13 protein-coding genes and 1 other RNA gene are annotated in these 13,747 nt (G+C 62.4%); 7 read left to right on the top strand and 7 right to left on the bottom strand.

All coding sequences use genetic code 11. The features are described 5' to 3' along the window. Window positions 1–5 precede the first annotated feature (5 nt). From ACFE70_RS09360 to ACFE70_RS09330, 7 genes are all read left to right on the top strand, one after another. On the top strand, window positions 6–674 hold the full coding sequence (locus tag ACFE70_RS09360; protein ID WP_375417471.1) for an HAD family hydrolase: 669 nt from the start codon (window positions 6–8) through the stop codon (window positions 672–674). Window positions 675–758: 84 nt separating this feature from the next. Continuing rightward, window positions 759–1,802: a pseudaminic acid synthase gene (gene pseI, locus ACFE70_RS09355; protein WP_375417470.1), complete on the top strand. Its 1,044-nt coding sequence runs from the start codon at window positions 759–761 to the stop codon at window positions 1,800–1,802. After that, complete coding sequence (locus ACFE70_RS09350; RefSeq protein WP_375417469.1) at window positions 1,792–3,099, top strand: hypothetical protein; 1,308 nt, start codon at window positions 1,792–1,794, stop codon at window positions 3,097–3,099. Before pseI ends, ACFE70_RS09350 begins: the two co-directional genes overlap by 11 nt. Before the next feature lie 23 nt (window positions 3,100–3,122). Further along, window positions 3,123–4,541 (top strand): DUF7033 domain-containing protein, encoded by a 1,419-nt coding sequence (locus tag ACFE70_RS09345; protein ID WP_375417468.1) that lies wholly within the window; start codon window positions 3,123–3,125, stop codon window positions 4,539–4,541. A gap of 23 nt (window positions 4,542–4,564) precedes the next feature. Beyond that, a complete protein-coding gene (locus tag ACFE70_RS09340) occupies window positions 4,565–6,046 on the top strand; it encodes a lipopolysaccharide biosynthesis protein (RefSeq protein ID WP_375417467.1) in 1,482 nt (493 codons plus the stop codon). Between the two features lie 125 nt (window positions 6,047–6,171). Beyond that, on the top strand, window positions 6,172–7,458 hold the full coding sequence (locus tag ACFE70_RS09335; RefSeq protein WP_375417466.1) for an AAA family ATPase: 1,287 nt from the start codon (window positions 6,172–6,174) through the stop codon (window positions 7,456–7,458). Between the two features lie 15 nt (window positions 7,459–7,473). Beyond that, entirely contained in the window at window positions 7,474–8,070 is a 597-nt protein-coding gene (locus ACFE70_RS09330) for a hypothetical protein (RefSeq protein WP_375417465.1), read from the top strand. 6 nt (window positions 8,071–8,076) lie between these two features. Here ACFE70_RS09330 and ACFE70_RS09325 read toward each other — a convergent pair whose 3' ends face one another. The 7 genes from ACFE70_RS09325 to ffs form a co-directional block, all read right to left on the bottom strand. Beyond that, the gene (locus tag ACFE70_RS09325) at window positions 8,077–9,114 is read right to left on the bottom strand and encodes a Gfo/Idh/MocA family protein (RefSeq protein WP_375417464.1); all 1,038 of its coding nucleotides are present in this window, start codon (window positions 9,112–9,114) and stop codon (window positions 8,077–8,079) included. Beyond that, window positions 9,111–10,295 (bottom strand): DegT/DnrJ/EryC1/StrS family aminotransferase, encoded by a 1,185-nt coding sequence (locus ACFE70_RS09320; protein WP_375417463.1) that lies wholly within the window; start codon window positions 10,293–10,295, stop codon window positions 9,111–9,113. Before ACFE70_RS09320 ends, ACFE70_RS09325 begins: the two co-directional genes overlap by 4 nt. Continuing rightward, window positions 10,292–11,248 (bottom strand): glycosyltransferase family 2 protein, encoded by a 957-nt coding sequence (locus ACFE70_RS09315; protein ID WP_375417462.1) that lies wholly within the window; start codon window positions 11,246–11,248, stop codon window positions 10,292–10,294. Before ACFE70_RS09315 ends, ACFE70_RS09320 begins: the two co-directional genes overlap by 4 nt. Before the next feature lie 156 nt (window positions 11,249–11,404). Continuing rightward, entirely contained in the window at window positions 11,405–12,052 is a 648-nt protein-coding gene (locus ACFE70_RS09310) for a cell division ATP-binding protein FtsE (protein WP_375417516.1), read from the bottom strand. Window positions 12,053–12,207: 155 nt separating this feature from the next. Then, the gene (locus tag ACFE70_RS09305; protein WP_375417461.1) at window positions 12,208–12,411 is read right to left on the bottom strand and encodes a fructose-6-phosphate aldolase; all 204 of its coding nucleotides are present in this window, start codon (window positions 12,409–12,411) and stop codon (window positions 12,208–12,210) included. A gap of 159 nt (window positions 12,412–12,570) precedes the next feature. Next, window positions 12,571–13,227, bottom strand: coding sequence for a fructose-6-phosphate aldolase (gene fsa, locus ACFE70_RS09300; protein WP_375417460.1), 657 nt, complete (start codon window positions 13,225–13,227; stop codon window positions 12,571–12,573). Between the two features lie 137 nt (window positions 13,228–13,364). After that, window positions 13,365–13,461: signal recognition particle sRNA small type (ffs, locus tag ACFE70_RS09295), an RNA gene on the bottom strand. Window positions 13,462–13,747: the final 286 nt, after the last annotated feature.

The following is a 13,747-nucleotide window of genomic DNA, read 5'->3' as shown; positions in this document are numbered from 1 at the left end:
CCTCCATGCCCGTTCTCGTTTTCGACCTCGACGACACGCTCTACCCCGAGTTGAGCTACGTGCACGGCGGCTTTCGGGCGGTGGCCGAGTTCCTGGCGCCGCACTTGAATCGGCCGGCCGTGGAGGTGGCCGCCGAGCTGATAGCCGAAGAAGCCGCCCACGGCCGGGGCCAGGTGTTCGATGCCGTGCTGCGCCGCCACGGCCGCTGGAGCCAGGGCCTCGTGGCGGCCTGCGTGCGTACCTATCGGCGCCATCAGCCGGCCGGCCTGACTTTATATCCCGATGCGGAACGCTGCCTGGCCCGGTTTGCCGCCTGGCCGCTCTATCTGGTCACCGACGGCCACAAGGAAGTGCAGGCGCGCAAGGTGGCGGCTTTAAGTTTAAGCAAACGCTTTCGCCACGCCTACCTCACCAACCGCTACGGCCGCCACCGCGCCAAGCCCAGCCCCTACTGCTTCGAGCTGATTTGCCGCCGCGAGCGGCTGGCGCCGGCCGCCGTGTGGTACGTGGCCGATAACCCGCGTAAGGATTTCGTGGGCCTCAAGCCCCTGGGTTTCCAGACCGTGCGCCTGCTGCGCGGCAGCTACGCCCACCTGCCCGCCGACGCCGCCCACGAAGCGGCCTACCGCATTCAGTCGCTCGATGAGCTGACGCCGGCTCTGCTGCTGGGCTAAAAGGGGGGGTAGGGAGTGAGGGGGGTAGGGAATGAGGGGTCCGGGGCGGGCGCTACCTTTACGCATTCGATTTCACGCCCTGCCATGACCGAAATTTATATCGGCGGCCGTCCCGTCGGCCCCGCGCACCCGCCCTTTGTCATCGCCGAGATGTCGGGCAACCACAACCAAAGCCTGGCCCGCGCCCTGGCGCTGGTGGATGCCGCCGCCGAGGCTGGCGTCCACGCCCTCAAGCTCCAGACCTACACTGCCGACACCATCACGATGGACACTGGCTTCGTCATCCGCGAGGAGGGCCAGTCGCTGTGGGAAGGCCGCGACTTGTATAAGCTCTACCAGCAGGCCCACACGCCCTGGGAGTGGCACGCCGAGATTTTTGCCCGCGCCCGCCAGCACGGTTTGCTGGCCTTCAGCTCGCCGTTTGACGAGACGGCGGTGGATTTTCTGGAAACCCTGGACGTGCCGGCCTATAAGATTGCCTCGTTCGAGAACGCCCACTGGCCGCTGCTGCGCCGGGTGGCCGCCACTGGCAAGCCCGTGATTGTGAGCACCGGCGCGGCCACGCTGGCCGAGATTGATGAGGCCGTGCGGGTGCTGCGCCAGGCCGGCTGCCGCGAGCTGGTCTTGCTCAAATGCACCAGCACCTACCCCGCCTCGCCCCAGAATACCAATCTGCGCACCATCCCGGTGCTGGCCGAAGCCTTCAGCTGCCCCATCGGCCTCTCCGACCACACGATGGGGGTAGGGGCCAGTGTGGCGGCGGTGGCGCTTGGCGCCTGCGTCATCGAAAAGCACTTCACCCTGAGCCGCGCCGAGGGCGGCGTGGATGCGGCTTTTTCCTTGGAGCCCTCCGAGCTGCGGCTGCTGGTTGAGGAAACCGAACGCGCCCACCAAGCGCTGGGCACGGTGCAGCTCTGCGTGCAGCCCGACGAGGAGAAAAGTCGGGTCTTCAAGCGCAGCATCTACGTGGCCCGGCCTATCGCGGCGGGCGAGGAATTCACGACCGAGAACCTGCGCATCATCCGCCCCGGCGACGGCCTGCTGCCCCGCTTCTGGGAAACCGTGCTGGGCCGCCGCGCCGTCCGCGCCCTACCCCCCGGCACGCCCCTGACCTGGGATGCGCTCTGAGCCGCGGCCGCTGCCGGTCCGGCTGCGCGACATTTTGCAGCTACGCTTCACGGCGGTTTTCGCCGGTATGGCGCCCGCCGCGCTGGATAGCATCTCGCCCCTTAATCCGTTACGGCGCTTGGCGCGGGTGCTGGCCTACGCGGGTTTGCGGCTGGTCGGGCACGTGTTTCAGCCGGTACGCAACAAGGAGGAGCTGGGCGGCAAGGTGTGGCTCTACGTGGTGAGCGCCAACAACTACGAGGCGCTGGAATTTATCCGGCAAGCCCGGCCCGATGCGGTGCTCGTGGCCGGGCAGGGCAAGCAGATTGGGCGATATAATCAGGCCGTCAACCGGCTTTCGCTGCGCCGCAAGCTGCTGTATTACTGGCAGTATCCGGGGGCTTTATTTAGTTTGCTGCGCCGGGAAAAACACCGGGCCTGGCGGTTTTTCGACCTGATTTTCTACGCCATCGGCTACTACGAGGTGTACCGCCGGGCACTGCGCCACTACCAGCCGCGGGCCGTCGTTTTCTCCAACGACCACAACGACGATGCCCGCTCGCTGCTGCTGGCCTGCCGCGCCGAGGGCGTGCCCACGGCCTACGTGCAGCACGCGAGCGTGAGCACCAGCTTCCCGCCCCTGGGCTTTGATTTGAGCCTGCTCGAAGGCCAGGATGCTCTGGATAAATACCGCCGGTGCGGCCCCGTGCGGGGCCGCGTCGAGCTGGTGGGGATGCCCAAGGCCGACCTCTACCTGGCCCGGCGTAACCTCGCGCCGGCCGTGCGCCGCGTGGGCCTGGCTTGCAACATCCACGACCCGCTGCCCGCCCTTCAGCAGACGCTGGCGTATTTGCAGCACGAACTGCCCGACCTCACCTTCACGCTGCGCCCGCACCCCAGCGACGGCCGCGACTTCGGACCGTTGCGCCAGCAGCTGCCGCAGCTGGAGTGGTCGGATGCGCGCCGGGAAAATGTGTTTGACTTCCTCTTGCGCCACGATGCGCTGGTCGCGGCCGACACCTCTACCCACCTGGAAGCCACGCTCCTTAACGTGGCCAGCCTCTACTTCCGCTTCGGCACCAACCCGCTCACTGATGATTACTACGGCTACGCCGCGCGCGGCCTCGTGGACCGGGCCGATTCCCTACCCCAGCTGGCCGGGCTGCTGCGCCGCTACCAGCAGCACAAGCCTGCCGACCTCTACCGTCGCGCCGCCTACTACAACGCCACGCTCGGCACGGCCTTTGAGGGCCGCAGCCGCGAGCTGAGCCTGCGCGTGCTGGCCACCTGGCTCGACGCTAAGCGGGTGGTGGCTTGACCTGCCGCCGTACCTTCGCCGCCATGCCTCCCGCCGTTGCTCCAGCTTTCGTGTCCACTGTCTCTGCTGCCCGCCCCTTGCCGGCGCCGGTGAGTGCCCAAACCCGGCTGACGTACGTGCTGGGGCACTTCTGGCAGGCCTATGAGCCCCGACTGCCGGTATGTATTGGCGAGGTGGGGGGGGTAGGGGTTGAGGTAGAAGTCGCTGACGGCGCCGCCAATTTTTTTGCCGGCACGGCGCCGCAGCCGGTGGCGCCGGTCTGGCGCACGTGGCGCGGGCAGCGGCTGCCGTTTTTCTTTACTGAAAACGAAGACTCCGAGCTGCTCACGCGGCTGTCGGGACGGGCCGCTATTAACGTAGATATTATCTCGGCAGCGTTCTATCTGCTCAGCGGCTGGCAGGAGTATTTCAGTCAGGATCAGGATGCGCACGGGCGCTTCCCTTATGCCGCCAGCGTACAACGCCGCTATGATTTTGTGGCGGTGCCGGTCGTGAACTACTACTTCGACTTGCTGAAAACGGCCATCGAGCACGTCACGGGACGCGCGCTGACTCTCCGCGGCTGGCCCGGCGGCGCGCCGCTGGCCGCTTTCATCAGCCACGATATCGACCTGCTGCGCGGCGGCTGGAAGGCCCCCGTGAAGCGGGCCCTGCGCCAAGGCCGCTGGGCCGAGGCCCTGACCCGGCTGAGCCGCCTGCGCCAGTCGCGGGGCGCCTGGAACAACCTCGAACACGTGGCCGCCCAGACCGCCCGCTACGGCGGCAAGAGCACGTTTTTCATTTTACCCTGCCCTCACCCCGCCCCCGATGGCACCCCTAACGCCAACTACCGCCTCGGCCCCCGGCTGCGCGCGCGCCTGCGGGCACTGGCCGCGCAGGGCCACGAAATTGGCTTGCACGGCAGCATCGGCAGCAGCCTCAATGCCCGCCAGCTGGCCACGGAGCAGCAGCGGCTGCCCGGCCCGCCGGCCCGCGGCCACCGCTTTCACTATCTCAAGTGGGACCCGCGCCGCACGCCCCTTGTGCTCGACAAAGTAGGTTTTGACTATGATACGACGCTGGGCTTCGCCGAGCATTTTGGCTTTCGCAATTCCTACTGCCACCCGTTTCAGCCCTTTAACTTCGCCACGCATTCCGCCCACCGCTTTCTGGAAATCCCGCTGCTGCTCATGGATGTGACTTTGCACCACCCGTGCTACTTGCAGCTGAGCGCCGAGCAGGTGCTGCCCGCCCTGCGCCCGGCGCTGGCCCAGGTCGAGCAGTTTGGCGGCGTGGCGGGCATTCTGTGGCACAACAATCACTTCGACCCCGAGAACGTGGTGAACGGCCCCGCGCAGTTTCACGAGCTGATGCGGGACTTGCAGCAGCGGGGTGCCGCCTTCCTGACCGGCACCGAGACGGCCACCTGGTATCAGCGAGAAGCCCCAACTGCTCACTCGTAATTCATAACTCGTAACTCAAGTAAGTGGGCATCGTTCTGCGCCAGGGCCTGCGCAACACCCTGATTTCCTACGTCGGGCTGGCCATCGGCTTCGTCAACACCACCCTGATTTTGCCGCGGCTGCTGGCCCCGGCCCAGATTGGCCTGACCGGCGTGCTCATCTCCATTGCCACGATTGCGGCGCAGGTGGCGGCGTTCGGCTTTTCGAGCACCACGCTGCGGTATTTTCCCTACTTCCGCAACCGCGAGGCCGGACACTCGGGTTTTCTGCCGCTGCTGCTGGGCCTGCCCTTGCTGGCGTTCGGGGGGGTAGGGCTGGTGGTGGTGCTGGCCCGGCCGCTGGTTTTGCGCTGGTACGCCCACGACGCGGCCCTGCTGGGGCCCCATTACCTGGTGGCCGTCGGGCTGGGGCTGGCCATCCTGGTGTTTTCGCTGCTCGACGCTTATTTGCGGGCCTTGTTTCACTCGGCGTTCTCCTCATTTTTGCAGGAAGTGCTGGTGCGGCTGCTCATCGTGGCGGCGGCGGCGGCCTACGGGCTGGGCTACCTGCCGTTTGGCGGGTTCGTGCTGGCTTATCTGGGGGCGTATGCGCTGTCGGCCCTGCTCTTGCTGGTTTATCTGGGGCGCATTGGCGAGCTGCACTGGCGACCCACGCGGGCCGTTTTCACGGTGAGGCCGCTGCGCGAGCTGCTGGCTTTCGGCGGCTTTGCCTTGCTCGGCAATATCTCGGGCACCATCCTGGTCACGATTGACGCCCTGATGGTGGGCGCCAAGCTCAGCCTGGCGGCGGCCGGCATCTACGCCATTGCCTTCAACATGAGCACGGCCCTAACCATCCCCTTCCGGGCGCTCTACAAGACGGCTTTTCCACTCATTGCCGAGTACTGGAAAGCCGGCAAAATGGCCGAAATGGCTCACTTCTACCGCCGCAGTACCCGCCTCAACACCGTGCTCGGCTGCTACCTGGCCCTGGGCATCGGCCTCAATCTGGACTTTGTGTACACGCTCATTCACCGCCCCGAATACGCGGCTGGCTCCACGGCCGTGCTGCTTTTGCTGCTGGGCCGCCTCCTGGATGGCATCACGGGCGTCAATGGCATCATCGTGGTCACCTCGCCCCGCTACCGCGTTGATTTACTGTTTAATATCTCGCTGGCGGCGGCCATAGTGGCCCTCAACTGGCTCCTGATTCCGCGCCTGGGCCTGAGCGGCGCGGCCCTGGGCAACTGCCTGGCCCTGGGCGGCATCAACCTTATCCGCACGCTCTTCGTGTGGCGCGCCTACGGTCTGCAACCGTTTGATAGCCGCATTCCGCGCATCCTGGCCGTGGCCGCGGCGGCCGGCGCGGCGGCCTGGGCGCTGCCGGCCTTCCCTACCCCCCTGCTCACGCTGCTGGCCCGCGGCAGCACGCTCACGCTGCTCTACGGCGCCGGGCTGGGGCTCAGTGGTGCGGCGCCGGAGCTGCGGGCGCTGGCGGCGGGGGTTTGGAATAGGGTAAGGGGGTAGGATTAAAGTGGTGGTTAGTTGACAAAGGCAAGGCACTTGCATCCTGGCGTTCTACATAAGTCCCTACCACCCGCAGCCTGCGTATTTATCTTCGTCTCCTTATTCGCCTCTAGCGGCGTACTCCAATGGCCAAGAAATCAAAACTTCAAGCTGCCTCCGACGCTCTAGCCGCCCCGCAGCAGCCCTACTACTTGCAGCGGGCTCAAATCAAAGACTTTCGGTCCATCCGCGATTCCAATGTGGAATTTAGGGCAGGACTGAATATCATTATCGGGGCTAATGGATCGGGAAAAACAAATTTTGTGCGGTGCCTTCAAAATAGCTTGGATAAACTAAGCCCTAGCTTTAATGGAGATGTAGAGTTGTATATAAGTGGTCGGGAAGAATTGATAGTAAGACCTACCAAGCAAAGTACTGCGACTGAGGACGATTTACTGAACGGTAATTCATATTATGATAACAAACAACGGCTTATTGAGCTATCAACTGGAGGCGTAAATTTTTATGGCGAATCATTCTCATCAGCGCATCTTAAATACAAGTCCGAACTGGCCTCAGCAGATAAATCTTGCTTATTAAGTTTGATAGCAATCTCACATGGTATTCCTACCCCTTATCACTTAATTGATGTAGCGGAAGACTTCGAAATAGACCCTCGTTTTATTGGTCATAACAATTTTGAAAATTCTCTTTTTGTTACTGCTCTGGTAACGAGTATTAGCAGGGCTCTACTATTCATCAATGGTATACCAAGCATCAATGGTGTACCAAAGATTAAGGGCCCATTACCGACGCATAAACAAGTAGGTGCTGCACTTCACGAAGTGGAAAAGTTTTATTTAAACTTTCTAGTGCCCCAGTTAAAGCAATTCACCCCGATAAGTAATTTGCGTTTTACAGCTTCCTATAACACTTACGCTAATTCTTCGCAGCACCGAGTAATTGTCAAGGGCATCACTATTGATTTCAAAATCAATAGTGACTGGCTACCATTTAGTGCTCTATCAAGTGGCACCCAGCGCTTATTTTATATTTTATCCGAAACTGTTGCTTCTTTGCTAGTATTACCGAAAAAAAATTTGTATCGAACTACCACATATGATAAAATTATTCTCTTAGAAGAACCTGAACTTGGCATTCACCCCGATCAGCTAGAGAAGTTGTTGCTATTTCTTCGCGAGCAATCCGAAAAACATCAGGTTATTATCACCACGCACTCACCGCAGGTGCTGGACATGCTGAACGAGGATGAGTTGGACCGCATTACGATTTGCGAGCTGCACAAAACCAAAGGCACACAGTTTCGCAAGCTGAAAAAGGCGCAGATTGCCACGGCGCAGCAATTCATGAAAGAGAAGGGCGTATTTCTGAGCGACTATTGGCGCTACGGCAACCTGGAAGGCACTAATTAATCGGGCGCCGGAACAATGCCAACCAGCAATAAAAAGCCAGTGCGAATAGGCCTGCTAGGGGAGTCACCGAACGATACGGCGGCGCTGAAAGTGCTTCTCCAGCAGCGATACGCGGAGCGCATCCACGTTTTTGCGCTCCTTAAAAATCTGAAGGCCGATAAAGTCGCGGGACTGAAGGCTTTGCGAATGCTGCCCAAAGTTTACGCGAGCGAGCGGCCCGACATCGTTGTATTTACTCGCGACCTCGACGCGCTGGCTTCCGACACCGCGCAGGTGATGAAGCGGCAACAGGAATTCGACGACATCAATGGTTGTGTGGGCGGCAAGGGCATTTTTCTGCTGCACATCTACGAGTTTGAAGCACTAATTATGGCGCATATTGCCCCCTTTAATGCGCTCTACACCTGCGTTTGCAAGCCACAAGCCGACCCCATGCGCATAATAGACCCGAAAGGGGAATTGCGGAAAGCCTCCCGTAAGGGGAAGCGCGGTGAATACTCAGAGAACGACTGCGAAGAGATATGCCGGAGGCTGGATTATACCGAACTAGTTAAAAACTGCACGTACTTCCGCAGGTTTGACCAGGAATTTGCCAATAGACTGCTGAAATAGCGGCCACTACCTCAGCCTATAAATCCGCTCAATCAACTCCACTACCTGGCAGCCTTCCTCGGCGCTGGCGGCCACGGTGCCGCGCCCGCGCAGCGTCGCCACCACGTTGTCGATGACCTGGCCGTGGTTGGCGGCCGAGCCCTGGTAGGGGCCGTAGTCGTTGGCCGGGTTGGTGGGCGGCAGGGGGGGTAGGAAATAATTCTGCACGTGGCAGTACTCCACTTTATCAAGGTACTGCCCGCCGATTTTGAGGGCGCCGCGCTCGGCCACTACCGTCAGGGAGCTTTCCAGGTTGCGGTCCCAGACGGCGGTGCTGTAGCTGAGCGTGCCGCTGCCGCCGCCCGCCACCAGGTCGAAGGTGACCAGGCCGCTGTCCTCGAACTCGGTGATTTGCTGATGATTAAAGTTTTGAAAGCGGGCCGTGAGGTTGGCTACGTCGCCGAACACCCAGCAGAGCAAATCCACGAAGTGGCTGAACTGCGTGAAGAGCGGGCCGCCGTCCTGGGCCAGGGTGCCGCGCCAGCCGCCGGGCCGGTAGTAGCGGGCATCGCGGTTCCAGAAACAGTTGATTTGCACCAGGTAAATCTGCCCCAGCCGGCCTTCGTCCACGAGCTGCTTGAGCCAGGCGGCGGGCGGCGAGTAGCGGTTTTGCATGACGCCAAACACCAGCCGGCCGGTTTGCCGGGCGGTTTGCCCGATGGTTTCGGCATCCATCGTGGTCAGGGCCAGCGGCTTTTCGACCACCACGTGCAAACCGGCGTGCAGCCCCGCCACGGCCTGCGCCGCGTGCTCGCCGTTGGGCGTGGCCACGGTGAGCACGTCGGCGGCGGGGCCGGTTTGCAGGTAGCTTTCTAGTGAGCTGAACAAGGGCACGCCCGGAAACTCCGCCGCCAGGGCCGGCGCCAAGTCGGCCCGCACGTCAATCAGGGCGGCCAGTTCGGCGCCGGCGTGGCGCGCCACGAGCGCCGCGTGGCGGCGGCCAATGTGGCCCACGCCGCAGATGGCGAAGCGAACCGGCGAAATAAGCGGGATAGGCGGGCTCACTGGACGGCGCTAGGAAGCTTGAAAAAAGCGTGTAGGCAACCGGCCACGTAGGCCTGCTGCTCTGCCGTCAGAAGCGGATGAATCGGCAGCGACAACACCGCCTGGCACAGCCGCTCGGCCACCGGAAACTGCCCTTGCTGATACTTCAGGTACGCATACGCCGGCTGCTGGTGCGCCGGCAGGGGGTAGTAAATCATGGTCGGCACGCTGCGCTGCCGCAGGAATTCGCGCAGCGCGTCGCGGCGGCTGGCGTCTTCCAGCGTAATCGTGTATTGGTGAAACACGTGGCTGCTGCGCGGGTCGCGGGCCGGGATGCGCAGGCCCGGCAGCGCGCCCAGTGCGGCATCGTAGCGGGCGGCCACGGCCTGCCGGGCGGCGGTGGCGGCGGGCAGCTGGCGCAGCTTGACTTGCAGCAGGGCGGCTTGCAGCGTGTCGAGGCGGGAGTTGAGGCCGACGCGCTGGTGCACGTATTTTTGGCTTTGGCCGTGATTGGCGAGCTGCTGCAAGCGCGCGGCGCGGGCCGCATCGCGGGTGAGCAGGGCGCCGCCGTCGCCGAGGGCACCCAGATTTTTAGAGGGGAAAAACGAGGTAGTCCCTACCCCCCCCACCGTGCCGGCATAGGCGGTTTCGCCGTCGGCAAACCGGAACGTGGCGCCGATGGCCTGGGCGTTGTCCTCAATCAGCGGAATGCTATGGCGCGCAGAAATGGCGCGCAGCTGCTCTAAATCAGCACATTGGCCAAATAAATGCACCGCGATGATAGCGCCGGTGCGCGGCGTGAGGGCCGCCACCACGGCGTCGGGGTCGAGGTTAAAGGTATCGGGGCGCACGTCGGCCAGCACCGGGCGCAGGCCGAGGAGCGCGGCGGCCTCCAGCGTGGCGACGTAGGTGAAGGCGGGCACAATGATTTCGGCGCCGGCCGGCAACTCTAGGCTGAGCAGGGCCAGGGTGAGGGCGTCGGTGCCGTTGGCGCAGGGCACCACGTGAGTGCCACCCAGGTACTGGCCCAGCTCTTTGGCAAATTCGGCCACGGCTGGCCCCTGAATGAAGGCGCCAGAATGCAGCACTTCGCGCAGCGCTTCATCCAGGGCCGGCTGCAGAGCTGCGTGCTCGGCGGCTAGGTCGAGCAGTTGGATGGGCGAAGGGGGGTAGGCGGGCACGAAACTCAAACGACAAATCAATTACCGCGGTCAAAGGTAGCCGGCGCATTCCCTACCCCCTCCAATTCCAGCAAGGTCCAGAGCAGGCGCAGCAAATCAAACTGCCGCAGGTCCGGGTCGGCCGAAAGCAGGTTGCGCCGCAGCCGGGGCGCGGCGGCCTGCAGGGCGGCGCGGGCGGCGCGGGCCAGCCCCAGCTGGCGCAGCCGCAGGGCTAGGCGCAAGAGGCGCGACTCCTCCATCCCTACCCCCTCCTTTTCATGCTGAGCGCGGTAGAGCAGCACGAGGTTGCGCACGGCGTGCCGCGACTTTTCCAGGAACCCGGCCGCCGGCTCCAAGCCCTCATCGTGGCGCACGGGATTATCCAGGCGCAGCACGGGCACGGCGGCCCGGCGCAGGTTCCAGCCCAGTTGGGTGTCTTCGTGGCCGTAGTGGCGCAGCTGCTCGTTGAGCGGAAAGCGGCGGTAGACGGCCGCCTGAATCAGCAGGTTGTTGAGCATGAGCTGACTGTAGGGCGCGCGCTGGCGCACGGCGGCCGGGCGCGCCTCGCGGGCGGTGGCGTAGCGGTAGCGCAGCTGCAAGTCGGCTTCGGCGGGGGGGGTAGGCGCGTAGCTGATGCCGCCCTCCAGCACCGGCGCCCGGTGGCGGGCGTCGGCGTAGCGCTTCAGAAAGTGCGCGTCGGGCAGGCGGCCGTCGTTATCCAGCAGCAGCAGCCACTGCTGCTGAGCGCGGGCGGCCAGCCGGTTGCGGCAGGCGGCGCGGCCCACGTTGGCCGGCAGCTCTTCGTAGCGCAGGCCGGGCAGCGCGGCCAGCGGCCGGTTTAGCTGCCGGTATTCCTCACTTGAGCCATCATCCAGGCACAGGATTTCCACCGGGCCGGGCCAGTCGGCCAGCTGCGCGTGCAGCTCCTGCACCAGGGGCCGCACGGCGTGGTTGAAGACCGGAATAAGGATGGAGAGACCGTTAGTGTCAGGCACGTCGAGCTGCGGGCAAGCTAGTCAGATTGTACTCCCTACCCCCGTCTGTCATCCTTATCTGGCGTCCGCTTGCGAAGAGCCTTCTCGCGGTTGAACATCGGTTGAACATCAATCGTAGCAATGACTCGTTCAGAAGTGACAAGGTCCCTGGCAAGCTCAGGATGACACTGCCGGGTTCGAATCCAGCAGCTGCCCGTCGCGGCAGGTCAGCACGCGGTGGGGGTAGTCTTTGATGAGCTGGAAGTTGTGGGTGGCCATGAGCACGGTAGTGCCGGCGTAGTTTATTTCCCGAAACAGCTGCATAATGCCGTCGGCCACTTCCGGGTCGAGGTTGCCGGTGGGCTCGTCGGCCAGCAGCAGCAGCGGCTCGTTGAGCAGGGCGCGGGCAATGACGACGCGCTGCTGCTCGCCGCCCGAGAGGCGGTGCGGCAGCCGGTTCGTTACCTGGCTCAGGCCCACGCGCATCAGCACCTCCTGCACCCGCTGCTGCTTGCGCACCTTGCCCTTCCAGCCAGTGGCGCCGAGCACGAACAGCAGGTTTTCAGCCACCGTGCGGTCGGAAAGCAGCTGAAAATCCTGAAACACAATGCCGAGCTTGCGCCGCAGATACGGCACCTCGCTGGTCCGGAGGCGAGCCAGGCCGTAGCCGGCCACCGTGCCGGTGCCGCCGCCCAGCGGCAGGTCGGCGTAAAGGGTTTTGAGCAGCGACGATTTGCCGGCGCCCGTGCGGCCCACGAGGTAGGCAAACTCGCCCTTTTCCAGCGAAAATGTCACGTCCTGCAACACCGCCTGCGTCTCCTGCATCACGGTTGCCGCGTGCAGCGCCAGGACTGTCTCGACCACGGATTTATCGGATTTGTTGGATTCCACGGATTTCGGGGACGATTTTCAAACGGTATTCACGCTGCCTTTCAGTTCACCAATTTAATGACGAGCTATACTTAATGCTTTTCAGCAGATTAAATAGCCAGCGGGCGCAGCTTGCCAAACTCCAGTTCGCTGATGACGGCGGCCAGCTCTATCTCCTTGCCTTCCAGCCCGTAGCGATACAAATCCTTGAGCGGGCGGTCGGCGCGGAAATACGCAATCAGGACGAATTGCTCGTCGCGCAATTGAATATAATCCGGGATTTTGGCCTTGCCTTTGACTTTGATAATGTACATTTCTTTGAGTTATGAGTTAAAAGAACGTCATGCTGAGCAGAGCGAAGTATCTTGCGTGCGGCACTATCTCAATCGTTACTACCTGATGGTTACTTTCCCTGGCAAGATGCTTCGCTCTGCTCAGCATGACGTTCTTTTAACTCACAGCTCATAACTTAATCAAGCATTGACCTTGGCGTGGTCGGCCAGAAACGTGGCCAGGCCTTTGTCGGTGAGCGGGTGCTGGAGCAGGGCGGTGATGACGCTCAGCGGGCAGGTCACGACGTCAGCGCCGATTTCGGCGCACTGAATCAGGTGGGGCACGTGACGTACCGAAGCGGCCAACACCTCGGTGGGGTAGCCGTAGTTGCTGAAGATGTTCACAATCTGCTCCACCAGGGCCAGGCCGTCGTGGCCGATGTCGTCGAGGCGGCCCACGAAGGGCGAGACGTAAGTGGCGCCGGCTTTGGCGGCCAGCAGGGCCTGCCCAGCACTAAATATCAGGGTGCAGTTGGTTTTGATGCCCTTGTCGGCGAAGTGCTTGATGGCCTTGATGCCGTCCTGGCTCACCGGCACTTTCACCACGATGTTGGGGTGCAGCTCGGCCAGCTCCTCGCCCTCGCGCACCATCGTCTCAAAATCGGTGCCGATGACCTCGGCCGACACGTCGCCCTCGACCAGCTCGCAAATCTGCCGGTAGTGGCGCATCACCGCGTCCACGCCCCGAATGCCTTCCTTGGCCATGAGCGAAGGGTTGGTGGTCACGCCGTCGAGCACGCCCAGCGCCGCGCCTTCGCGGATGTCGTTGAGGTTGGCGGTATCGAGAAAGAATTTCATGGGAATTTTAAGAGGTAGTCAGACTACCGACTACAGTAGTATTGACTACCATTAACAAAAAAAGTCGGCCCCAAAGCTACTCAATTAACCCGCGAGACGCGGACAAGAGCAGCGGCGGGGCCGACTGGAAAAAGCAAAAAAAAGCAAGCCAAAATCGCACCGCTCAACCACCTACCCTTGCTACCTTCCGGTCCTGGGGGAGTTCAGCAGGAGCTGGTCGTTCTGACTTGCCGCTGTAAAGATACGCCGCAAAGCAGCTGGAACGACAAGCTCCGCTCCTTTTTTAAGGAGGGGATGTTCCGGCGCAGCAGAAATGGGGGGGGGTGCGCGTCGTTGAACAGGGCGGCAACGGCCGCAACAATTCTGCGCTGCGCCATTTCCAGGCCACCCAATTCCCTACCCCCTTCTTTTTTCTAAGAGACCCGCCGGGCTTCCCTGTTCAACGACGCGCACCACCCCGATTTTTGCTGCGCAAAAATGTCCCCTCCTTAAAAAAGGAGGGGAGCTTTTCTGTTCTGCT

The organism is uncultured Hymenobacter sp. (assembly GCF_964243305.1).
Classification (GTDB): Bacteria; Bacteroidota; Bacteroidia; order Cytophagales; family Hymenobacteraceae; genus Hymenobacter.
The sequence above is the reverse complement of the archived record's forward strand: the minus strand, read 5'-3'. Positions and strand labels throughout refer to the sequence as shown.